We start from the raw sequence: 15,724 nt of genomic DNA on the forward strand, positions 1-15,724 counted from the left end.
CTTGTAAGGCCCTGACCGCGAGGTCAAAATTGCAGCAGGATCATGACTGGCACTGGGCGCTATGCGACCCGCAACACCGGGGAATGCCAGCCCCGCGCGCGCTCCCCAGCTTCCACTCGCGCCGATCCGCAGAGGCCCCGTCCATTGGCGGGGCCTCACTTTCTGATGAGTCGATATCACTCGAGGGCGAATGTCCGCAATCGGCCAAAAGCGGACCCTAGCCCGCTGAGGCTTCGACGTCGCCGTTCTCGCGTTGCTGCAGGATCTTGGCCACCTGTGCGTCGGCGGCAACCCGATGCTGCAGCGACTTGCACATCTCGATCCCGGCCGATGTCAGTACCAGTCCTTCATCGTTCTCAGTCACCAAACCGCTCTCGATCATTCTCTCGCGAACGACGGAGTCATCATCGGTCAGTGCCTCGTGCTGCGAGATTCTTTTCAACACCTCGAGCAAGGCGAGTTCTTCTAGCGAGATTGCATCCATGGCCGTCCAGTGTTGCGGAAACGCGGCGCGCTGCCGAATCAAAACTATATCAACTGAGCTTTTCGCCGACGTAGGGGATCCGCATTCAGGCTCGGACAATTCCGAATCGGGTGGGAGCAGATACCTGCGCCGGGCGAGGCCATGGATGTCCGCTTTCGGCGGTGGTTTCAATCGGTCAGGCTGCAACAACTATTTCCACTTCGATGTCGCCGCGCGTTGCGCGCGAGTACGGACAGGTCTGGTGCGCCATCTCGACCAGCTTGCTTTTGGTCTCCGAGTCCAACCCCGGCAGGTTGACGTTTAGCCTCGCAGAGAGTTGATACTTGTCTTCGCTGGTCTTTCCGAGCGTGATCGCGGCATCGACTGAGGTTTCCTTGGGAAGCCGCATCTTCAGCGACTGCGCAGCGCTACCCAATGCTCCAATGAAACACGCGGACCACCCCGCGGCGAACAACTGTTCCGGATTGGTGCCCGGCTTGCCCGAGCCCGGCGTGCTGAAGGCAACTTCGAGCTGACTGTCGTCGGACTTGGCAACGCCCTCGTGGCGTCCACCGGTAGTATGGGTGTGCGCTGTGTAGATGATTTTTTCGAGAGGACGCGTCATCGGAGCTTCCTTTGGGTAAGTCGGCGGCTGGGATGGCCGCTAACAACATGGCGTTCTATGCAGGGTCGCGACGCTGGTGGGCGCGCCAAAGCGCTCACCGCATCAGGTCGACAAAGGAGAAACGGCAGATCAAAGCAGGCGAACAGTCTCACCTGCGGCCATAATTCGTGAACACATAGTCGCGATCTTTTGCAGCCGTATGGCATGCAACACCACATTTCGCATCATTCCCCTGGGGGGGGGTGTCTGACGTGGATAGTGGTTTGAAGGTGTCCGACGCGGGATCGTACTTGAAGGCGGCGTAGCCCCATCCATTCCCGTCTGCGAATCGCTTGCTGTCTTTCACCATGAAGTCGACGTCATGCAGGGCACCGCCCACGAGTGGTTGACCAGGTGCCGCTTCGTTCTTCGAAGCCGTGTAATGGATCTTCGCCATCCTGGCGCCGTCGGGGAACGGCCTTCCATTCTCGGGTATTCCCGCTTTATATGCGTCGATCATCGTCTTGTTGCCGAGTATCACAGCCATGAGTGGGCCACTGTGGCTGATGTTGATTGCCTCCCATGACTCATATCCTTTGAACTCCGAGATGGCAAGTCCGCCTTGGACTTTCACCGTGTACTTGTCCCGCACGGAAATGGCAGCGTTGGCCGCGACAGCCACGAGCACCAATCCCGCTACGGCGAACTTCGTGCGCCCGCTTGCGATTTTCATAAGCAACTCCTGCGTCACTGCCGCACAACACGAGTCATCCATCCGAATCTGCGAAGAGACGCGCACGTAAGTCAATTTCGCGCGAAATATGCGCAAGTTGTGGCGCACCCGTTACGGTGATGGGCGTCGACTACTCCATTTGGTACGTTCGTTGCGATTGTTTCGCCCTCCGTGCTGCGTTCACCCATCGAGAACGCATTGCTACGGCCTTTAGCGCGTCACCTTCCCACGCGCCGAGATATTTGGCCGCGGACAAGGCGTGCTCGAACCTCACTCTTCAAGAAGCACTACAGCGCGGCCAGTTCGCCGCTTGGCAGCAGCGCCTGAGGATGTCGCTATGCGTACACTCGTTTTTTTCTTGATGGCCAGCTTGATCTGCGCAGCGAGCGCCGCACGTTCGCAGGACAAACCCGGGGCACAATCCAGGCAACCGTACGCCAACATGCCGGAGATCGCCCCGATCGGCGTGCGCATCGGCAAGTACCTTGACGTGCCCACGGCGGCGAAAGGACCACCGGTCGATCCAAAGAAGGGGTATCGCCTGCAGGATCTCGGCGACGGCCTGTACATGGTGACGGACAACATCTACCAATCGATGCTGCTCGCTTACGACAAGGGCGTCGTCGTCATCGATACGCCGCCTACGTTTTCGTCGCACCTGCCCGAAGCGATCAAGGAGATCTCCAGCCAACCGGTGACGCACGTCGTCTATAGCCACGCACACAAGGATCACATCGGCGGCACGCACAGCCTGGGCGGAACACCGATCATCATCGCGCAGGAGGAGACCGCTTGGCGGCTCAAGCGCGACAACGATCCGGACCGCCCGATTCCGACGGTGGCGTTCAAGGACAAGTACACACTGACCGTCGGCGGCAAGGTGCTCGACTTGTCATACCACGGCGTGGGTCACTTGCCGGGCAATATTTTCATCAGCGCACCGAAGCAGAAGGTGTTGATGGTGGTCGACACCGTCTTCCCCGGCTGGATGCCATGGCGCCGCTTCGCCGTCGCCCAGGACGTGCTCGGGTCGATGTCGCAGGTCGAAGAAATCGCGAATATGGATTGGAAGACGTTCGTCGGCGGCCATGTCGAGCGGACAGGCACGCATGAAGACGTCGACACGCAGGTCGCGTTCTACCACGACCTCAAGGACGCGGCGGGCCAGGCGCTGGCGTCGACGCGGCCAGGTGAAGGCGTCGATGCCGCGGACATGAAGAACCCGTGGGCCGTGTTCGACAATTACGTCGACCGCGTCGTCGTGCAGTGCGTGAACACGCTGGCCCCCAAGTGGCAGACGCGATTGGCGGCGTTCGACGTTTACATCTGGGACCAGTGTTTTTCGATGGAGCAGACCTTGCGGATCGAGTAGGAGTGCAAGATGGCCAAGGGTTATTGGGTCATTGCGTGGAAGTCCATTTCCAATCCCGCCGCAGTCGAACGCTATGTCGCACCCGCGACAGAAGCGATCCTTTCCAACGGGGGGCGTGTCCTCGCGGGCGGCGAACCGGCGAAAGCCTACGAACAAGGCACGGCAACACGTCTGGTCATCGTCGAGTTCGACAGCCTGCAACAGGCCATCGCCGCGTATGAGCATCCCGACTACCAGGCCACGCTCGTCCACCTCGCTGGTGCGGCCGAACGCGATGTTCGCGTCATCGAAGGCGCGGCTTAGCAAGGGTGGCTGACATAGGGAGGCGCCATGGCCATCGTGACAGTCGACATGCGCATCGGTCGCACCGACGAACAGAAGAAGACGTTTGCCGCGGCGATCCTGGATGTCGTCAGCAAGGCCACTGAGGAACCGCGCGAGAACATCCATGTCGTGCTGCACGAAAACTGCGGCGTGAACATGGTGGAGAATGCACGCCACCTTCCCGAGTTCGGCGCGCCGGCCGATTGAAGGCGCACGTCCATGCCACTCATCCAGTGCCACGTCTCGGTGCCGCTCGATGATACGCGCAAGAAGCAACTGATCGTCGATCTGGTCGATGCGACCGAACGGATGCTCGGTGCTTCTCCCGGCACAGTGAGCGTCATCGTCCATCAGCACGACGCGGCTTCCGTACGCGAACTGGCCTTCGTCAGCGCAACGTCTCCGCCTGTCTAAGGACGGATCGCGATGGATCGCATTGAAGCGATGAAGATCTTCATCGCCGCCCTGGACGAGGGCAGCTTGGCCGGCGCGAGCCGCGTGACCGGACGTTCAGCGGCGGCGGTGAGCCGCGCGATCGCCGCGTTAGAAGCGCACGTCGGCGTGCCGCTCCTGCATCGCACCACGCGGTCGAATCGGTTGAGCGAAGCGGGCGAACGCTACGCGGCAGCCTGTCGCCGCGTGCTCGCTGAACTCGAAGAAGCCGACCGTCAGGTCGCGGGCGAACGTTCTGTCCCGCGCGGCACGTTGACCATCACGTCCACCGTGTTCGCGGGCGCGGAGGTATTGCGGCCCATCGCCGATGCGTTCATGGACGCGCATCCCGAAGTCGCCATCCGCCTGCACCTGCTGGAGCGCGCGGTGAACCTGGTGGACGAAGGCATGGACCTCGCGCTGCGCATTTCGCAACTCGCGGATTCCTCGTTGGTCGCACTGCCCATCGGCGAAGTGCGCCGGATCGTCATTGCCTCGCCGGCGTACCTCGATGCGCACGATCCGATCGAAGAGATCGCCGATCTCGCGAAACACGCCATCATCACCACGCCGCATACCGGACTGGATTCGTGGAGCTTTCCGCCGGCCGAAGTCTCGTCGTTTCCGCGTGCGGTGACATTCGCGCCGCGGCTGGTGGTGAACAACGTGCGCGCCGTGATCACCTCGGTCGTCGAGGGACATGGGGTGTCACGACTGCTCTCGTACCACGTGGCACCGGAAATCGCGCAGGGTGCGTTGCGCATCGTGCTCCCGAATGTCGAGCCCAGGCACGTGCCCGTGCATCTCGTTGCGCCCTACGGACGCTTATCCGTCCCGAAGGTGCGCGCGTTCGTCGACTTCGCCACGCCACGCCTGCGCGCCGCGTTCACGGAACTCGCGCAGTAGGCCGATTCTTCCGCCGCGCGGAAGAATGTCTGCCTTAATCGGTGGATTCCGCTTCGCGCTCGACACGCGCAGATTGGCGCCCGTCGGAAACACCCGGCTTCCCCCAATCTGGAGTCCCCCCATGAACAATGTTCCCAAAGTCGCCATCGTCACTGGAGCCTCGCAGGGCATCGGCGCCGGCCTGGTCCAGGCCTACCGTGCACGCGGGTACCGAGTTATTGCGAATTCGCGCTCGATCCCGCCGTCCAACGATCCCGACGTGTTGAGCGTCGCCGGCGACATCGCCGATCCGGCCGTCGCGCAGCGCATCGTCGATGAGACGCTCGCCAAGTTCGGCCGCATCGACACGCTGGTCAACAACGCCGGCATCTTCACCGCAAAGCCCTTCACGCAGTTCACCGCGGAGGATTACGCAGCCAACCTGTCGGTCAACCTCGACGGGTTCTTCAACATCACGCAGCGCGCTATCGCGCAGATGGAACGGCAGGGCGGGGGCAACGTGGTCACGATCACCACCAGCCTCACCGACCATGCGATCGACGGCGTGCCGTCCGTGCTTGCCTCGCTCACCAAGGGGGGCTTGAACGCGGCAACCAAGTCGCTGGCCATCGAATATGCCAAGCGCAACATCCGCGCGAATGCGGTGTCGCTGGGTGTGATCAAGACGCCGATGCACGCGCCGGAAACGCACGAATGGCTGGCTGCGCTGCATCCGGTCGGGCGCTTGGGCGAGATCGACGAAGTCGTTCAGGCCGTAATGTTCCTGGAGTCCGCGCGGTTCACCACTGGCGAGATCCTGCATGTCGACGGCGGCCAGAGCGCAGGTCACTGACGCGATGAAACGGTTCGCCCGCCGTGCCGTGCGCGCGGCGGGTTGCCCCAGCAGCGGAGTCCATCCATGAATACATTTCGCAAATTGAACCTGCAGGTCGTCGCTGACCTGATCTGCCCCTGGTGCTACATCGGCAAGCGCAGCTTGGACCTGGCACTGGAGGTCCTGGCAAGGCAAGGATTCCAAATCGACGTTGACTGGATTCCGTTCCTCCTCAACCCCACCCTGCCCACCGAAGGCATGGATCGCAGGAAATTCCGCACAATGCGGTTTGGTTGGGAAAATGCGCTTGCTATGGACGCGCGCGCCGTGGAAGCTGGCCGCTCCGTCGGCGCGACGTTCCGCTACGACCTGCAAGGCCGGACGTCCAATACAGTGGCAGCTCATGCGTTGGTGCGTCTGGCACGCGCTGAGGGCGGCCCAAGTGCCCAGGAGCGTGTCGTCGATGCGTTGTTCGCTGCATATTTTTCCGAAGGCAAAGACATCGGGGATGCGGCCGTGCTCGGAGCAATCGCAACTTCCGCCGGGCTGGCGCCCGGTGCCCTCGCGCGATCGATCGAAGGCCACGACGAAGTTCGCGCGCTCGACGCCGCCATCAAGTCTGCAGGGGTGCAAAGCGTTCCCGCTTACCTGCTGGACGGCCAATTCTTCTTCAGTGGATCCCAAGACGTGGCCGGGTACGTACGCCGTCTGTCGGACATGGCGCAAGCAGCGTAGCCAGGGTCGCCGGCTTTGTGCAGGCGGGCTACGTCCCTCCTTGGCGGTCGACTGCAATGACGCTCCGCAAATCCGGGGGGGCCGTGTGTCCGCTTTGGGTCGATAGCGGTCACTCCAGCCCTTCCGGACGTCGATCACATGACGATGTCATATCCGCGCACCAGCCGATCCGCCAGACGCGGATCGGCTAACCGTTCCAGCCACCACGCGAGCGCACGGCCTTCATGGTCCCCCCGCCATCCGACATACAGCACGTTGGGTTCCCGCGGATCGGCTAAGCGCTTCTCGATGAGTTCCCCGCGAGCGAGCAGCGCCGTCACGCGTTCGCGCGGCACCCAGCCCACACCAAGACCCGCACGCTGGGCGAGCACTTTCGCATGCATGCTCGGAACCGCCAGCGCAGACTGCCCGCCGACGACGCCGTAACCACGTGAATCGATACGTCGGGAGGTGTCGGCCACGACGACCGCGCGATGCGTCGCCAACACATGGCGTTCGATCGGCTCGCGCATCCGTGCGAGGGGGTGTTCCGGCGACACCGCGAACGCCCAATCCATCACGCCCAACTCGCGCCACTGCAGTCCAGGAATCGCTGGCGGCTCGTTGGTGGCGCCGATCACCAGATCAGCGCGGCCGTCCTGCAACGCGTCCCACGTGCCCGACAGCACTTCACGCGTCATACGCAACCCGACGCCCGAACCGAGCGCATCGAAAGCCGCGATTAGAGGCAACAGCGTTTCGAACTCGATCACTTCGTCGGTGACGATCCAGAGCCGGTCTTCCCATCCACTGGCGACCTGCTTGACGCGGCGCGTCAGTCGCGAGACGTCCTGCTGTAGGCGTGCCGACTCGTTCGCCAGCAATTGACCCGCCGGCGTCAGCCGAAGGCGGTAGCCCTTGCGGTCAAACAACAGCGCGTCGAAGCGCGATTCCAGCGTGCGCGCGGCATGCGAGACGGTCGACGGCGCCTTGCCAAGCCGCGCGGCGGCGCGAGAAAGGCTGCCGGTCTCCCGGATGGCTTCGAGCAGCGCAAGCTCTTCCGTGGACAACATATTCGACACCATCGATCGAGTCCGGGCAAATCTTGGCACGGAAAGCGAACGGTCGGCGCGCAGCATGCCGTTCCAAGGCAATCCCGCCCCGTTCTCAGGAAATTCCCATGTCGCGTCTCCAGGACAAAGTCGCCATCGTCACCGGCGCAAGCTCTGGCATCGGTCGTGCCACCGCCAAGCAATTCGCCCGCGAGGGCGCCAAGGTCGTCGTCGGCGCGCGCCGCGATGCCGAGCTTCAATCCCTCGTCGCCGAGATCCGCGCCGACGGCGGCGACGCCGTCGCCCTTGCAGGCGACGTGCGCTCGGAGGACTACGCCAAGGCGCTCGTCGCGCTGGCGATCGCGCGTTACGGTCGCCTCGACGTGGCGTTCAACAACGCCGGTATGATCGGCGAAGCCGGCCCAAGCACCGGCGTCAGCGAGGCCGGCTTCAGCAACGCCGTCGCCGTCAACCTGACCGCTGCATTCCTCGGCGCGAAACACCAGATCGCGCAGATGCAGACGCATGGCGGAGGTTCGGTCATCTTTACCTCGACGTTCGTCGGCCACACGGCGGCGTTCCCCGGTGTCGCGGCGTATGCGGCGAGCAAGTCCGGGCTGATCGGGCTGACGCAGGCGCTCGCGGCCGAGTTCGGACCGGAGGGCATTCGCGTCAATGCAATCCTTCCCGGCGCCGTCGACACGGCGATGTATCAGGACATGAACGATACCGCCGAGTCGCAGGCGTTTATCACTCAGCTTCATGCGCTCAAGCGCGTGGCGACGCCCGAGGAAATGGCGAAGTCGGTCGCGTACCTGGCGTCGGACGACGCGTCCTTTGTCACCGGCACGGCGATGCTCGTCGACGGCGGTGTGTCTATCACGCGCACCTGAGCCACCCGCCGACAGAAGGCCCGGCCGCACTGACCGCGCCGGGTCCTTTCCGGCGTTTTCCCAACAACCACCGACTCTTCGAGGACGTCATGGCCCGTCTGAACTTCTTCCGTAGGACCCTGCTGCCCGCTTCGCTCGCTTTACTCTTCGGGATCGGCGCGGCGAACGCGGAAGTCCATTCCTACTCCGCGGCGTTCCACGCCTCCGAGATGGCGGTCAGCGGCGGCACGCAGCACGTGCGCGTCGGCGGCAAGGGCCCTGCAGTGTTGTTGCTGCACGGCTTCGGCGATACCGGCGATATGTGGCAGCCACTCGCCGAGCGACTCGTGAAGGACCACACGGTGATCATTCCCGACTTGCGTGGCATGGGGCTGTCGTCCCACCCCGAAGGTGGTTACGAAAAAACCGCGCAGGCGCGCGACCTTGCGGGGATCCTCGACGCGCTAAAGGTCGACAAGGTGCAACTGGTGACGCACGACATCGGCAACATGGTGGGCTACGCGCTGATTGCACAGTTTCCGGAGCGCGTGACGAGCTGGGTCGTTATGGATGCCCCCCTCCCGGGCCTCGGCACGTGGGAGAAACAACTTCTCAATCCACGTGTGTGGCATTTCAACTTCCGCGGACCGGATGTCGAGCGCCTCGTGGCAGGCCGCGAACGCATCCTGCTCGATCGCTTCTACAACGAGCTATCGGCCAACCCTGCCGGCATCGACGAACAAACTCGCAACCACTACGCCGAACTCTATGCGCGCCCGGGCGCGATCCACAACGCAACGAGCGGCCAGTTCGGCGCGTTCGCGCAGGACGCCAAGGACAACCAAGCGCTGTTCGCGAAGGTGGGCAAGCTGCAACTGCCCGTGTTGGCGATCGGCGGGGATCACTCCTACGGTGCTTCGATGAAGACCGAAGTCGAATCCGTCGCCAATCACGTCGATGGCGCCGTGATCACCGACTCCGGACACTGGATCATGGAAGAACAAACGGATCAGGCCGTTCGGATCATTGAAGCGTACTTGCGCAAATGAGGTGCATGCGATGTTCCCGATCAAGACTGTCCTTGCCTTGCTGATCCTTGCGACCGGTTCGCTGTCGGCGTCGGACGCCGCGTTGCAACGCCGCCTCTCGCCGGAGGAGATCGATCGCCTCGCCAGTTCCTCGGGCGGCGCCGGTACTTCAGGCTTGCCTGCAGTGACGACCACCGTGCTTTACGGCGACCCTGCGAAGGCGGGCCTGTATTCGATTCAATTGCGCGTGGCACCGGACACGGTGATCCAGGCGCATACGCACAAAGACGCACGCACCGCGACGGTCGTCAGCGGAACGTGGTACTTCGGCTATGGCAAGAAGAGCGTCCCCGAGGCCGTACGCAAGCTGCCGGCCGGGAGCTTCTATACCGAGCCTGCGGGGGATCCGCATTTTGCGAGAACGGGTTCGGACGGGGCCGTTCTGTTGATTACTGGCTACGGGCCGACTGATACGAAGTACCTGAAATAGCACTGGGGACGCCCGACTCCCACCCTCAGTGGTCAGGCTGTGTCCATGTCCGCTTTCGGCCAAACGCGGACATTAGGCCGGCCTACTCGCGTCTCCTTGAGAGTTCAACAAAATCACGCGCGAGACTTAATCTTTCCCGTGCTCGCAGGGGGTCACGTGGGGTCGCGGGAGTCGAGAGCCCAGATGATCCGGAAACGTTGCCTCTCCGCCAAGGTGGTCCGCCCCGCGCGGCGCGATCACTTCGACTAGTTCCGCAGTCCAGTCCTCCGCGAACACCTGCATGTGTTGCGAGAGCCAGTCGCTCGATCTTGCGTCGGCAGGTAGGGCATACGACTGCGCGACGCGGTCGGCGCGAAGTCTGCGCCATTGCTGCAGCAGCAGGTCTGGTTGAGGGTGACTGTGCACCAGGCTCTGCAACACCAGGTTCTGCACCGCCACTTGGGCTTGAATAATCGCAAGCTCGTCGCGCAAGGTTTCCATGTCCCGCTCTCCGGGCGGTGGTCAATTGGACTCGCTCGTCGCTGTCGCGAGGGAGGCCTTCTGAATCTCGTCTACAACGAGATCCCACGGTGGCTCGTCGGCTCCGCGCAGATCCTCCCATGCTTCGGCGAGCACGGGCTCCAATTCTTCCCACGTCGCGTGCGCGCATTCCTCCCTGGCTGTGCGGATGATCGCCGTCAGCAAGTGGGTCTCGGCTGTGTTTGGCATGGTCTTGTAGTACGACATGGCACCACCGATCGAATGCAATTTTGGTCGTCGAACCTCAATGCAGGAGCCACGTTTCGCGGACGAAGTCGCGCACGTGTTCCCAGGGCAGACGTTCCCGGAGGGGTGAGCGCTCGGTCCATGCCTGGCGGGCTCGTGGCTCCACCTCGTTCCAGCGCAAGCCCCGGCAGAGTTTCTGCAGGAACGTGGCGAAGGACGCGACCTCGGCGGCATCGGAGAGGAGCTCCCTTGTATCCATGGCATCCACCCGGTATAGCGGCCGGCCCACCCAACGTGAGCCGGCCGGAGAAACGTTCACTGCCTGGAGGTTTGATCCTCCAGCGCGCGGCCACCCAGGTGGTTCACCTGGATGCGGCGGGGGGTCGTTTCGGGTCGCTTCGGGATGGACACTTCCAGCACGCCATTGCGGCCCTGCGCCGAAATGCCCTGGGCATCGGCGCTGCCAGGCAAGGCGAATCGCCGATGGAAGACCCCGTAGCTGCGCTCGATGCGCGAGAAGCGATTGGTGCGCGATGCAGTCTCGCTTTTGCGCTCACCCTTGATGGTGAGGATGCCGTCGTCCATCGAGACTTCGATGTCGGCAGGCTCCATGCCCGGCAAGTCGGCGAGCAGGACGAATCGCTCGGGCTCTTCGAGGACGTCCACGCGTGGCGTCCATTGGCTGGTGACGATGGAGCTATCGTCGGAAGCGTCTTGTTCGAACCTGCCGCCTTCGAACATGCGGTCGACGACGCGGCGAAGTTCATTACGCAAGTTGAGGCCCGTGGGCCAGTCAGTCTGACGGACCATGTTCATGGCAAGTCTCCGGATTTTCCTGTGTTGATCCTGGTGGCGACGGGGGTTCCGTCGCGCGGGAAAATACCAATTCCTCTGCTAGTTTCAAGCCATCGGCGATGAGCGTTCTCAGGAAAAATTCAGGCATATTTGTTGCGGCGCACAATGCGGCCAGGAGCCTCGCGAATCTGCTTACACGCCAGCATCTAGGGCTTGCCGAGCGTAAATTCCGTCGGGCAAGATTTCGCCTAGGATCAACTGGCTGCGGCTCGTACAGGGGGTCTACTTGACCGACGTAGTTGGCGACGCCAGCTACGCGCGAGGGCAATATCGCGTTCGCTCCGATCCTCGAAACCCCGCCCTGCGCGGGGTTTCGTTTTTCTTTCACCTAATCGCGAACGAATCGGTTCGGGAAACCGGACGCGCTCAAGAAGCGCGCGCCAAGCGAGCCTAATGAAGGAGGGTCGCGCTGAGTGTCCGCTTTGGGTCGAAAGCGGTCACCAGGCTAATGTCCGCTATCGGCCAAAAGCGGACATTTGTCAGCAGCGCGCGCTGGACGTCTTGACGACCAAGACGCGCTCGATTCCCTCGATGTAAAACTGCATTGCCGATCTCGCTGAATTATGGCGCTGTGTAATCGGCAAGGGATTGCTCCAGTGCGAGCGCGGCCTCGAACTCTGGCGCGCTGAGTTGGCGTCGCAAAGCATCACGATAGGTCGTGCCATACCGGCACCCCACTTGCGCACATGCAGAGGCAGTCAACAGTGAATTTGCCCCGCACGCACCGATTGCGTTGCACGTGCGAAGCTTTGCTGCAGCGAGCGCGGCGGTAAAGGCTTGTTCCCGGGAGAGGCGCAGTTCCGTCTGACCAGGCAGCATCCCGCGCTCCACTAGAAGTGTGGCCGCGCTGGCAACGATCGGCATGCTGTCAGTACGCCCCAAATCCGCCTTGGCCTTGGCTAGTGCCTGTTCATCGGTGCCTTTCCACAGATACCAGTCGGCCGGATGGTCCTTGCTGGTGGGCACCAGCACGGCGGGATCGAAGCCCTGGCACGAGTTTTCCATGTATGACACCGCCCACGCGCGTTCCGGGTCCTTTTTGGCACCGGCGGACACATTCTCAATTTCGGCGCACGCCGCGCCAGCCACCCCGACCGCGCTCTCGAATACGGGATCCTCGGGGCCCAGACGCGCCATCGCCTGCTCAAGTTCGTGCTGAAGGCGTAGTCCGCCCCCTGCGAGTTGGATTGCCGGCAACCCCGGCTGGGCGATCGTGGAGACCGCGCGCGCACCCGAAGGCACGCGCGCGGGCTGCTTGCCGACGTCGCTCGGTGCCGTTCGGGTGACGGACATACCTCCCCTCGGAGCACCGCCGCGGTCGATGGAAAGCCACCACACCATTGCGCCCGCGAGCGCAACCACCACAGTGAACCACGCGATCATCGGCTTCATCGGTCAACCTTGGCAGCTACGGGACATGTGCACAGGGATATCGACAAGCATCATCGTTGACTGGGTAGAAAACACCACCCATTTCTCCGTGCCACCGTCGTCGTATGTGACGGTGACGACATCCCCGGCCTTGAACTTGTACACGTTGCCCATGAGCTGATGCGCCCGAATCTCCCATTCCGCATGGGCCCATCGATCGTTCTGCGGGCTGGTGCAATTTGCCCGGTTCGGATTAGATGGGTTGTTGTAAACCTTGCCGGAGTTGTAGAAGCGCCAACCGCCACCGCCCGCGTACGAGTTGTCCCAGAAGTCGAAGAACGTCGAAGGCGTGTACAAGCTCGATCCCGTGTCGTAGTACATCATCTCGCAGTACGTATTGGTTTCGGTCACCGGGCCGTTCGCAAGCTGCGTGGTGATGCTGACAGGCCGGCACGACATTTCGGAAGATGTACCACAGTCCATGCAACGCACTGCATTGGCAGGTGTGGATGCGAAACCCGCGAGCAAACCCAAGAGTGCCCCAATCACTACCTTGGTCATAAGTCATCCTTGAGGTAACGCCACCGTCGTTGATGGCGGCGGGCAACGTCACATGAGCGCAGGTGACGATCGGTGGCTAGGCGTCGCCTATGGGTGGCGACTCGGACGCTCCGTGACGCGTAACACACAACGCGAAATTTGTGCGGTCTGTCCGTGGCCGCTACTCCTGTCGAGCCCCGTTTTTAACCCCGCACTCAGTGGCTCACGGCGACGAGGGCCAATTTGTTGCGCTGCGGAAGCGAGATGGAGGGATACAGGCAGTCGAATGGTGACTGGAAGTGTTGCCGGCGGCTCCAGCCCCCTCAGTCGTCGGTTGGGTGCGACTCATGTCTGCTTTCGGCGGCGGTTTCATACGATCAATGCAACACAAGACTAGCTGCCAAGGCAGCAGGAGTGTTGCGATTGAAGCAAAGGACCCGGATCCGCTACACCGACGCCCAGAAGGGCCTGATGTGGGATCGCTGGGCGAAGGGCGAGTCGCTGCACCAGATTGCCCGGCTCTTTGATCGGCACCACACCTCGGTGCGCGGGGTCCTCGCCGAGTCCGGCGGCATTCGACCGCCGGCGCGACGTCGATCGGTTCGAGCATTGAGCCTGGCCGAACGCGAAGACGTCTCGCGGGCGCTGGTGGTCGGGCAATCCATTCGTTCGATTGCGGCGAAGCTTGGTCGATCACCGTCGACGATCAGCCGGGAGATCCGACGCAACGGTGGCGCCGAACGCTATCGCGCAAGCCGTGCCGACCAGGCGGCCTGGGACCGGGCACATCGGCCGAAGACTTGTAAGCTGGCGTTGCATCCCACGCTGGCGGAACGGGTGGCGGACAAGCTGCAACAGCGCTGGTCGCCGCAGCAGATCGCAGGTTGGCTGATGCGTACCTTTCCCGACGATGCGACCAGCCAGGTGTCCCACGAAACGATCTACCGCACGCTCTTCATCCAGTCGCGTGGCGCGCTGAAGAAGGAGTTGCTGGAGCACCTGCGACGCACGCGGGCGATGCGTCGTTCGCGCCACCACACGCAGAAGAACAGCGACCACGGCCGGATCAGCGACACCGTGTCGATTCGTGAGCGCCCTGCCGACGCCGAGGATCGCGCCGTTCCGCTTCTGGAAGAACAATTCGACGCGCTCACTCGCCCAAACTCCGCGGGCTCCAGCGAGACCGCAGATGTCCCCAATGTCGCGCGCAAAGCTGCGTAGTTTTCGTCAGAAGATGGCGAAACGCCAACGGTTACATCCCTCGCGACATCTCCTCACAACTCCTTGCGCATTGGCGGCAAGCCTCAGCACACCGAACCATCTCCGCATCGTCCGCCATTGCGGCGCACGCATCAGCGCAAGCAGAACACACCGCCGAGCACGCGCCGCAAATGAAGCCGTGAACATGCGATCCCCGAAGCATTGCATCCGCACTGGTGCGGCAGATGTCAGCGCAGGTCTGCAGAAGGGAAATGTGCTCTTCCTCTGCGTGTTTGCCACCCATGCTCAGGCAATGCGCAATCGCCTCGATGCACACCGCGTGGCAATCGGTGCAATTCTGGATGCAGTCGTTCATCCCTTTTGAACGGTGCTGAGCAGTGTGATGCGTCATGGCGGCCTCCGTTTTCGACGCTCCAACCTAGTGGTTCAGATGCGAAGAACGCGTAATGGATGGCCCAATACAGCGGCCATGCCAGGCAATCACGTTGGGGACGAAAGCGGTCACTTCGTGACTGAGCGAGGGCGAACTACCCAGTCTCGATCGCATCAACCAAGCGCGCATGCGCACTCTTAGCCTCTTCGTGGGAGCTGAAGGCGAAGGTGTGGGTGTGATTCCCCAGAAGCACTACCGAAAAACCGAAGCCGCCGCGACTCCCCAATAACGGACTGACCAAAGAGATGTGTTCTAGCCGAAGATAGAACTCGCCTAGCTCAAAGAATTTGGCACGGTCCATTGGCGTTACCCCGCAGGGATTAAGAAGATGATTGCGCTGATTTCGCCTTGGAGAGAGAACGAATTGGAGCGGGCGTAACAACTTTCGCCGCCGGAATGTGTTTGAGGGTGCGAGTAGTTCCAAGCTCCTCGATTGAGCCTCCTGCGAGCTGGAAGGCCACGATGTCCGCAGCGATGCTCTCGCTCGTGCGATCCCGAGCGTTTTTATTTGAACTCTTTCCAGCGAAAAGATGCCCGGTGCTGTTGGTAGCTTTCGTCATGGGAGCTTGATCTTCCTGGGGGCGTAGGGCTTAGACGCAAAGGGCGGGGAAACACGTAGGAGGACTGCAACGTGTCACGGGGGGGCAGCTTTCGTCCACTCAACTTGAACTTCCGCGGCGACCTCGCCCCACGGGACTGCGCTACCCGTCGACCACGCCTCAGCGGCATGCTCGCACACGTATTCCCATGAGTCGGATTTAAAGACGATGCGGAGCGCTCGCGCGAACGCACGAA

20 protein-coding genes and 1 pseudogene are annotated in these 15,724 nt (G+C 62.3%); 11 read left to right on the forward strand and 10 right to left on the reverse strand.

Annotated features, from left to right (window positions below):
• Positions 1-217 precede the first annotated feature (217 nt).
• The 3 genes from LK996_RS15430 to LK996_RS15440 form a co-directional block, all read right to left on the reverse strand.
• Positions 218-484 carry a hypothetical protein gene (locus LK996_RS15430; protein WP_230528271.1) on the reverse strand — a complete coding sequence of 89 codons (267 nt, stop codon included), beginning with the start codon at positions 482-484 and terminating at the stop codon, positions 218-220.
• A 175-nt stretch (positions 485-659) separates the two neighbouring features.
• Positions 660-1,088: an organic hydroperoxide resistance protein gene (locus LK996_RS15435; protein WP_230528272.1), complete on the reverse strand. Its 429-nt coding sequence runs from the start codon at positions 1,086-1,088 to the stop codon at positions 660-662.
• Between the two features lie 148 nt (positions 1,089-1,236).
• Entirely contained in the window at positions 1,237-1,800 is a 564-nt protein-coding gene (locus LK996_RS15440; RefSeq protein ID WP_230528273.1) for a cytochrome P460 family protein, read from the reverse strand.
• A gap of 442 nt (positions 1,801-2,242) precedes the next feature.
• Between LK996_RS15440 and LK996_RS15445 the strand changes: the two genes are divergently transcribed.
• The 7 genes from LK996_RS15445 (at position 2,243) to LK996_RS15475 (ending at position 6,383) form a co-directional block, all read left to right on the forward strand.
• Positions 2,243-3,172 carry an MBL fold metallo-hydrolase gene (locus tag LK996_RS15445; RefSeq protein WP_230528274.1) on the forward strand — a complete coding sequence of 310 codons (930 nt, stop codon included), beginning with the start codon at positions 2,243-2,245 and terminating at the stop codon, positions 3,170-3,172.
• 9 nt (positions 3,173-3,181) lie between these two features.
• Positions 3,182-3,475 (forward strand): DUF1330 domain-containing protein, encoded by a 294-nt coding sequence (locus tag LK996_RS15450; RefSeq protein WP_230528275.1) that lies wholly within the window; start codon positions 3,182-3,184, stop codon positions 3,473-3,475.
• 27 nt (positions 3,476-3,502) lie between these two features.
• Positions 3,503-3,703, forward strand: a complete 201-nt coding sequence (locus LK996_RS15455; RefSeq protein WP_230528276.1) for a tautomerase family protein — start codon at positions 3,503-3,505, stop codon at positions 3,701-3,703.
• Between the two features lie 12 nt (positions 3,704-3,715).
• Complete coding sequence (locus LK996_RS15460) at positions 3,716-3,910, forward strand: tautomerase family protein (RefSeq protein ID WP_230528277.1); 195 nt, start codon at positions 3,716-3,718, stop codon at positions 3,908-3,910.
• Between the two features lie 12 nt (positions 3,911-3,922).
• Entirely contained in the window at positions 3,923-4,834 is a 912-nt protein-coding gene (locus LK996_RS15465) for a LysR substrate-binding domain-containing protein (protein ID WP_230528278.1), read from the forward strand.
• 121 nt (positions 4,835-4,955) lie between these two features.
• Positions 4,956-5,666, forward strand: a complete 711-nt coding sequence (locus LK996_RS15470; RefSeq protein ID WP_230528279.1) for an SDR family NAD(P)-dependent oxidoreductase — start codon at positions 4,956-4,958, stop codon at positions 5,664-5,666.
• 66 nt (positions 5,667-5,732) lie between these two features.
• Positions 5,733-6,383, forward strand: a complete 651-nt coding sequence (locus LK996_RS15475) for a DsbA family oxidoreductase (protein ID WP_230528280.1) — start codon at positions 5,733-5,735, stop codon at positions 6,381-6,383.
• 134 nt (positions 6,384-6,517) lie between these two features.
• Here the strand turns inward: LK996_RS15475 and LK996_RS15480 are convergent, their stop codons facing one another.
• Positions 6,518-7,501, reverse strand: coding sequence for a LysR family transcriptional regulator (locus LK996_RS15480; RefSeq protein ID WP_230528281.1), 984 nt, complete (start codon positions 7,499-7,501; stop codon positions 6,518-6,520).
• A gap of 41 nt (positions 7,502-7,542) precedes the next feature.
• Between LK996_RS15480 and LK996_RS15485 the strand changes: the two genes are divergently transcribed.
• The 3 genes from LK996_RS15485 to LK996_RS15495 all read left to right on the forward strand — a co-directional run bounded on the left by LK996_RS15485 (position 7,543) and on the right by LK996_RS15495 (position 9,804).
• A complete protein-coding gene (locus LK996_RS15485; RefSeq protein ID WP_230528282.1) occupies positions 7,543-8,307 on the forward strand; it encodes an SDR family oxidoreductase in 765 nt (254 codons plus the stop codon).
• Between the two features lie 89 nt (positions 8,308-8,396).
• Positions 8,397-9,335: an alpha/beta fold hydrolase gene (locus LK996_RS15490; protein WP_230528283.1), complete on the forward strand. Its 939-nt coding sequence runs from the start codon at positions 8,397-8,399 to the stop codon at positions 9,333-9,335.
• Between the two features lie 10 nt (positions 9,336-9,345).
• On the forward strand, positions 9,346-9,804 hold the full coding sequence (locus LK996_RS15495; protein WP_230528284.1) for a cupin domain-containing protein: 459 nt from the start codon (positions 9,346-9,348) through the stop codon (positions 9,802-9,804).
• Between the two features lie 126 nt (positions 9,805-9,930).
• On the opposite strand, the gene LK996_RS15500 is transcribed toward LK996_RS15495, so the two are convergent.
• The 5 genes from LK996_RS15500 to LK996_RS15520 all read right to left on the reverse strand — a co-directional run bounded on the left by LK996_RS15500 (position 9,931) and on the right by LK996_RS15520 (position 13,296).
• Entirely contained in the window at positions 9,931-10,284 is a 354-nt protein-coding gene (locus LK996_RS15500) for a hypothetical protein (protein ID WP_230528285.1), read from the reverse strand.
• Between the two features lie 21 nt (positions 10,285-10,305).
• The gene (locus tag LK996_RS15505) at positions 10,306-10,530 is read right to left on the reverse strand and encodes a hypothetical protein (RefSeq protein WP_230528286.1); all 225 of its coding nucleotides are present in this window, start codon (positions 10,528-10,530) and stop codon (positions 10,306-10,308) included.
• A 294-nt stretch (positions 10,531-10,824) separates the two neighbouring features.
• Positions 10,825-11,325 carry an Hsp20/alpha crystallin family protein gene (locus LK996_RS15510; RefSeq protein ID WP_230528287.1) on the reverse strand — a complete coding sequence of 167 codons (501 nt, stop codon included), beginning with the start codon at positions 11,323-11,325 and terminating at the stop codon, positions 10,825-10,827.
• A gap of 600 nt (positions 11,326-11,925) precedes the next feature.
• Positions 11,926-12,756, reverse strand: coding sequence for a hypothetical protein (locus LK996_RS15515; RefSeq protein ID WP_230528288.1), 831 nt, complete (start codon positions 12,754-12,756; stop codon positions 11,926-11,928).
• A gap of 3 nt (positions 12,757-12,759) precedes the next feature.
• Positions 12,760-13,296 (reverse strand): hypothetical protein, encoded by a 537-nt coding sequence (locus tag LK996_RS15520; RefSeq protein ID WP_230528289.1) that lies wholly within the window; start codon positions 13,294-13,296, stop codon positions 12,760-12,762.
• 402 nt (positions 13,297-13,698) lie between these two features.
• Between LK996_RS15520 and LK996_RS15525 the strand changes: the two are divergent.
• A pseudogene (locus tag LK996_RS15525) lies at positions 13,699-14,400 on the forward strand (IS30 family transposase); the annotation flags it as partial.
• A 127-nt stretch (positions 14,401-14,527) separates the two neighbouring features.
• Here LK996_RS15525 and LK996_RS16795 read toward each other — a convergent pair.
• Positions 14,528-14,887: a four-helix bundle copper-binding protein gene (locus LK996_RS16795; protein WP_484549426.1), complete on the reverse strand. Its 360-nt coding sequence runs from the start codon at positions 14,885-14,887 to the stop codon at positions 14,528-14,530.
• Between the last annotated feature and the right edge of the window lie 837 nt (positions 14,888-15,724).

The organism is Noviluteimonas lactosilytica, assembly GCF_020866925.1.
Lineage (GTDB): Bacteria > Pseudomonadota > Gammaproteobacteria > Xanthomonadales > Xanthomonadaceae > Noviluteimonas > Noviluteimonas lactosilytica.

What these genes read in the sequence shown, in the direction of transcription:
- LK996_RS15460 (WP_230528277.1), top strand. Translation starts at nt 3,716, where the DNA reads ATGCCACTCATCCAGTGCCACGTCTCGGTGCCGCTCGATGATACGCGC.
- LK996_RS16795 (WP_484549426.1), bottom strand. Translation starts at nt 14,887, where the DNA reads ATGACGCATCACACTGCTCAGCACCGTTCAAAAGGGATGAACGACTGC.
- LK996_RS15490 (WP_230528283.1), top strand. Translation starts at nt 8,397, where the DNA reads ATGGCCCGTCTGAACTTCTTCCGTAGGACCCTGCTGCCCGCTTCGCTC.
- LK996_RS15505 (WP_230528286.1), bottom strand. Translation starts at nt 10,530, where the DNA reads ATGTCGTACTACAAGACCATGCCAAACACAGCCGAGACCCACTTGCTG.
- LK996_RS15465 (WP_230528278.1), top strand. Translation starts at nt 3,923, where the DNA reads ATGGATCGCATTGAAGCGATGAAGATCTTCATCGCCGCCCTGGACGAG.
- LK996_RS15455 (WP_230528276.1), top strand. Translation starts at nt 3,503, where the DNA reads ATGGCCATCGTGACAGTCGACATGCGCATCGGTCGCACCGACGAACAG.
- LK996_RS15510 (WP_230528287.1), bottom strand. Translation starts at nt 11,325, where the DNA reads ATGAACATGGTCCGTCAGACTGACTGGCCCACGGGCCTCAACTTGCGT.
- LK996_RS15495 (WP_230528284.1), top strand. Translation starts at nt 9,346, where the DNA reads ATGTTCCCGATCAAGACTGTCCTTGCCTTGCTGATCCTTGCGACCGGT.
- LK996_RS15450 (WP_230528275.1), top strand. Translation starts at nt 3,182, where the DNA reads ATGGCCAAGGGTTATTGGGTCATTGCGTGGAAGTCCATTTCCAATCCC.
- LK996_RS15485 (WP_230528282.1), top strand. Translation starts at nt 7,543, where the DNA reads ATGTCGCGTCTCCAGGACAAAGTCGCCATCGTCACCGGCGCAAGCTCT.
- LK996_RS15515 (WP_230528288.1), bottom strand. Translation starts at nt 12,756, where the DNA reads ATGAAGCCGATGATCGCGTGGTTCACTGTGGTGGTTGCGCTCGCGGGC.
- LK996_RS15475 (WP_230528280.1), top strand. Translation starts at nt 5,733, where the DNA reads ATGAATACATTTCGCAAATTGAACCTGCAGGTCGTCGCTGACCTGATC.
- LK996_RS15440 (WP_230528273.1), bottom strand. Translation starts at nt 1,800, where the DNA reads ATGAAAATCGCAAGCGGGCGCACGAAGTTCGCCGTAGCGGGATTGGTG.
- LK996_RS15520 (WP_230528289.1), bottom strand. Translation starts at nt 13,296, where the DNA reads ATGACCAAGGTAGTGATTGGGGCACTCTTGGGTTTGCTCGCGGGTTTC.
- LK996_RS15500 (WP_230528285.1), bottom strand. Translation starts at nt 10,284, where the DNA reads ATGGAAACCTTGCGCGACGAGCTTGCGATTATTCAAGCCCAAGTGGCG.
- LK996_RS15435 (WP_230528272.1), bottom strand. Translation starts at nt 1,088, where the DNA reads ATGACGCGTCCTCTCGAAAAAATCATCTACACAGCGCACACCCATACT.
- LK996_RS15445 (WP_230528274.1), top strand. Translation starts at nt 2,243, where the DNA reads ATGCCGGAGATCGCCCCGATCGGCGTGCGCATCGGCAAGTACCTTGAC.
- LK996_RS15470 (WP_230528279.1), top strand. Translation starts at nt 4,956, where the DNA reads ATGAACAATGTTCCCAAAGTCGCCATCGTCACTGGAGCCTCGCAGGGC.
- LK996_RS15430 (WP_230528271.1), bottom strand. Translation starts at nt 484, where the DNA reads ATGGATGCAATCTCGCTAGAAGAACTCGCCTTGCTCGAGGTGTTGAAA.
- LK996_RS15480 (WP_230528281.1), bottom strand. Translation starts at nt 7,501, where the DNA reads ATGCTGCGCGCCGACCGTTCGCTTTCCGTGCCAAGATTTGCCCGGACT.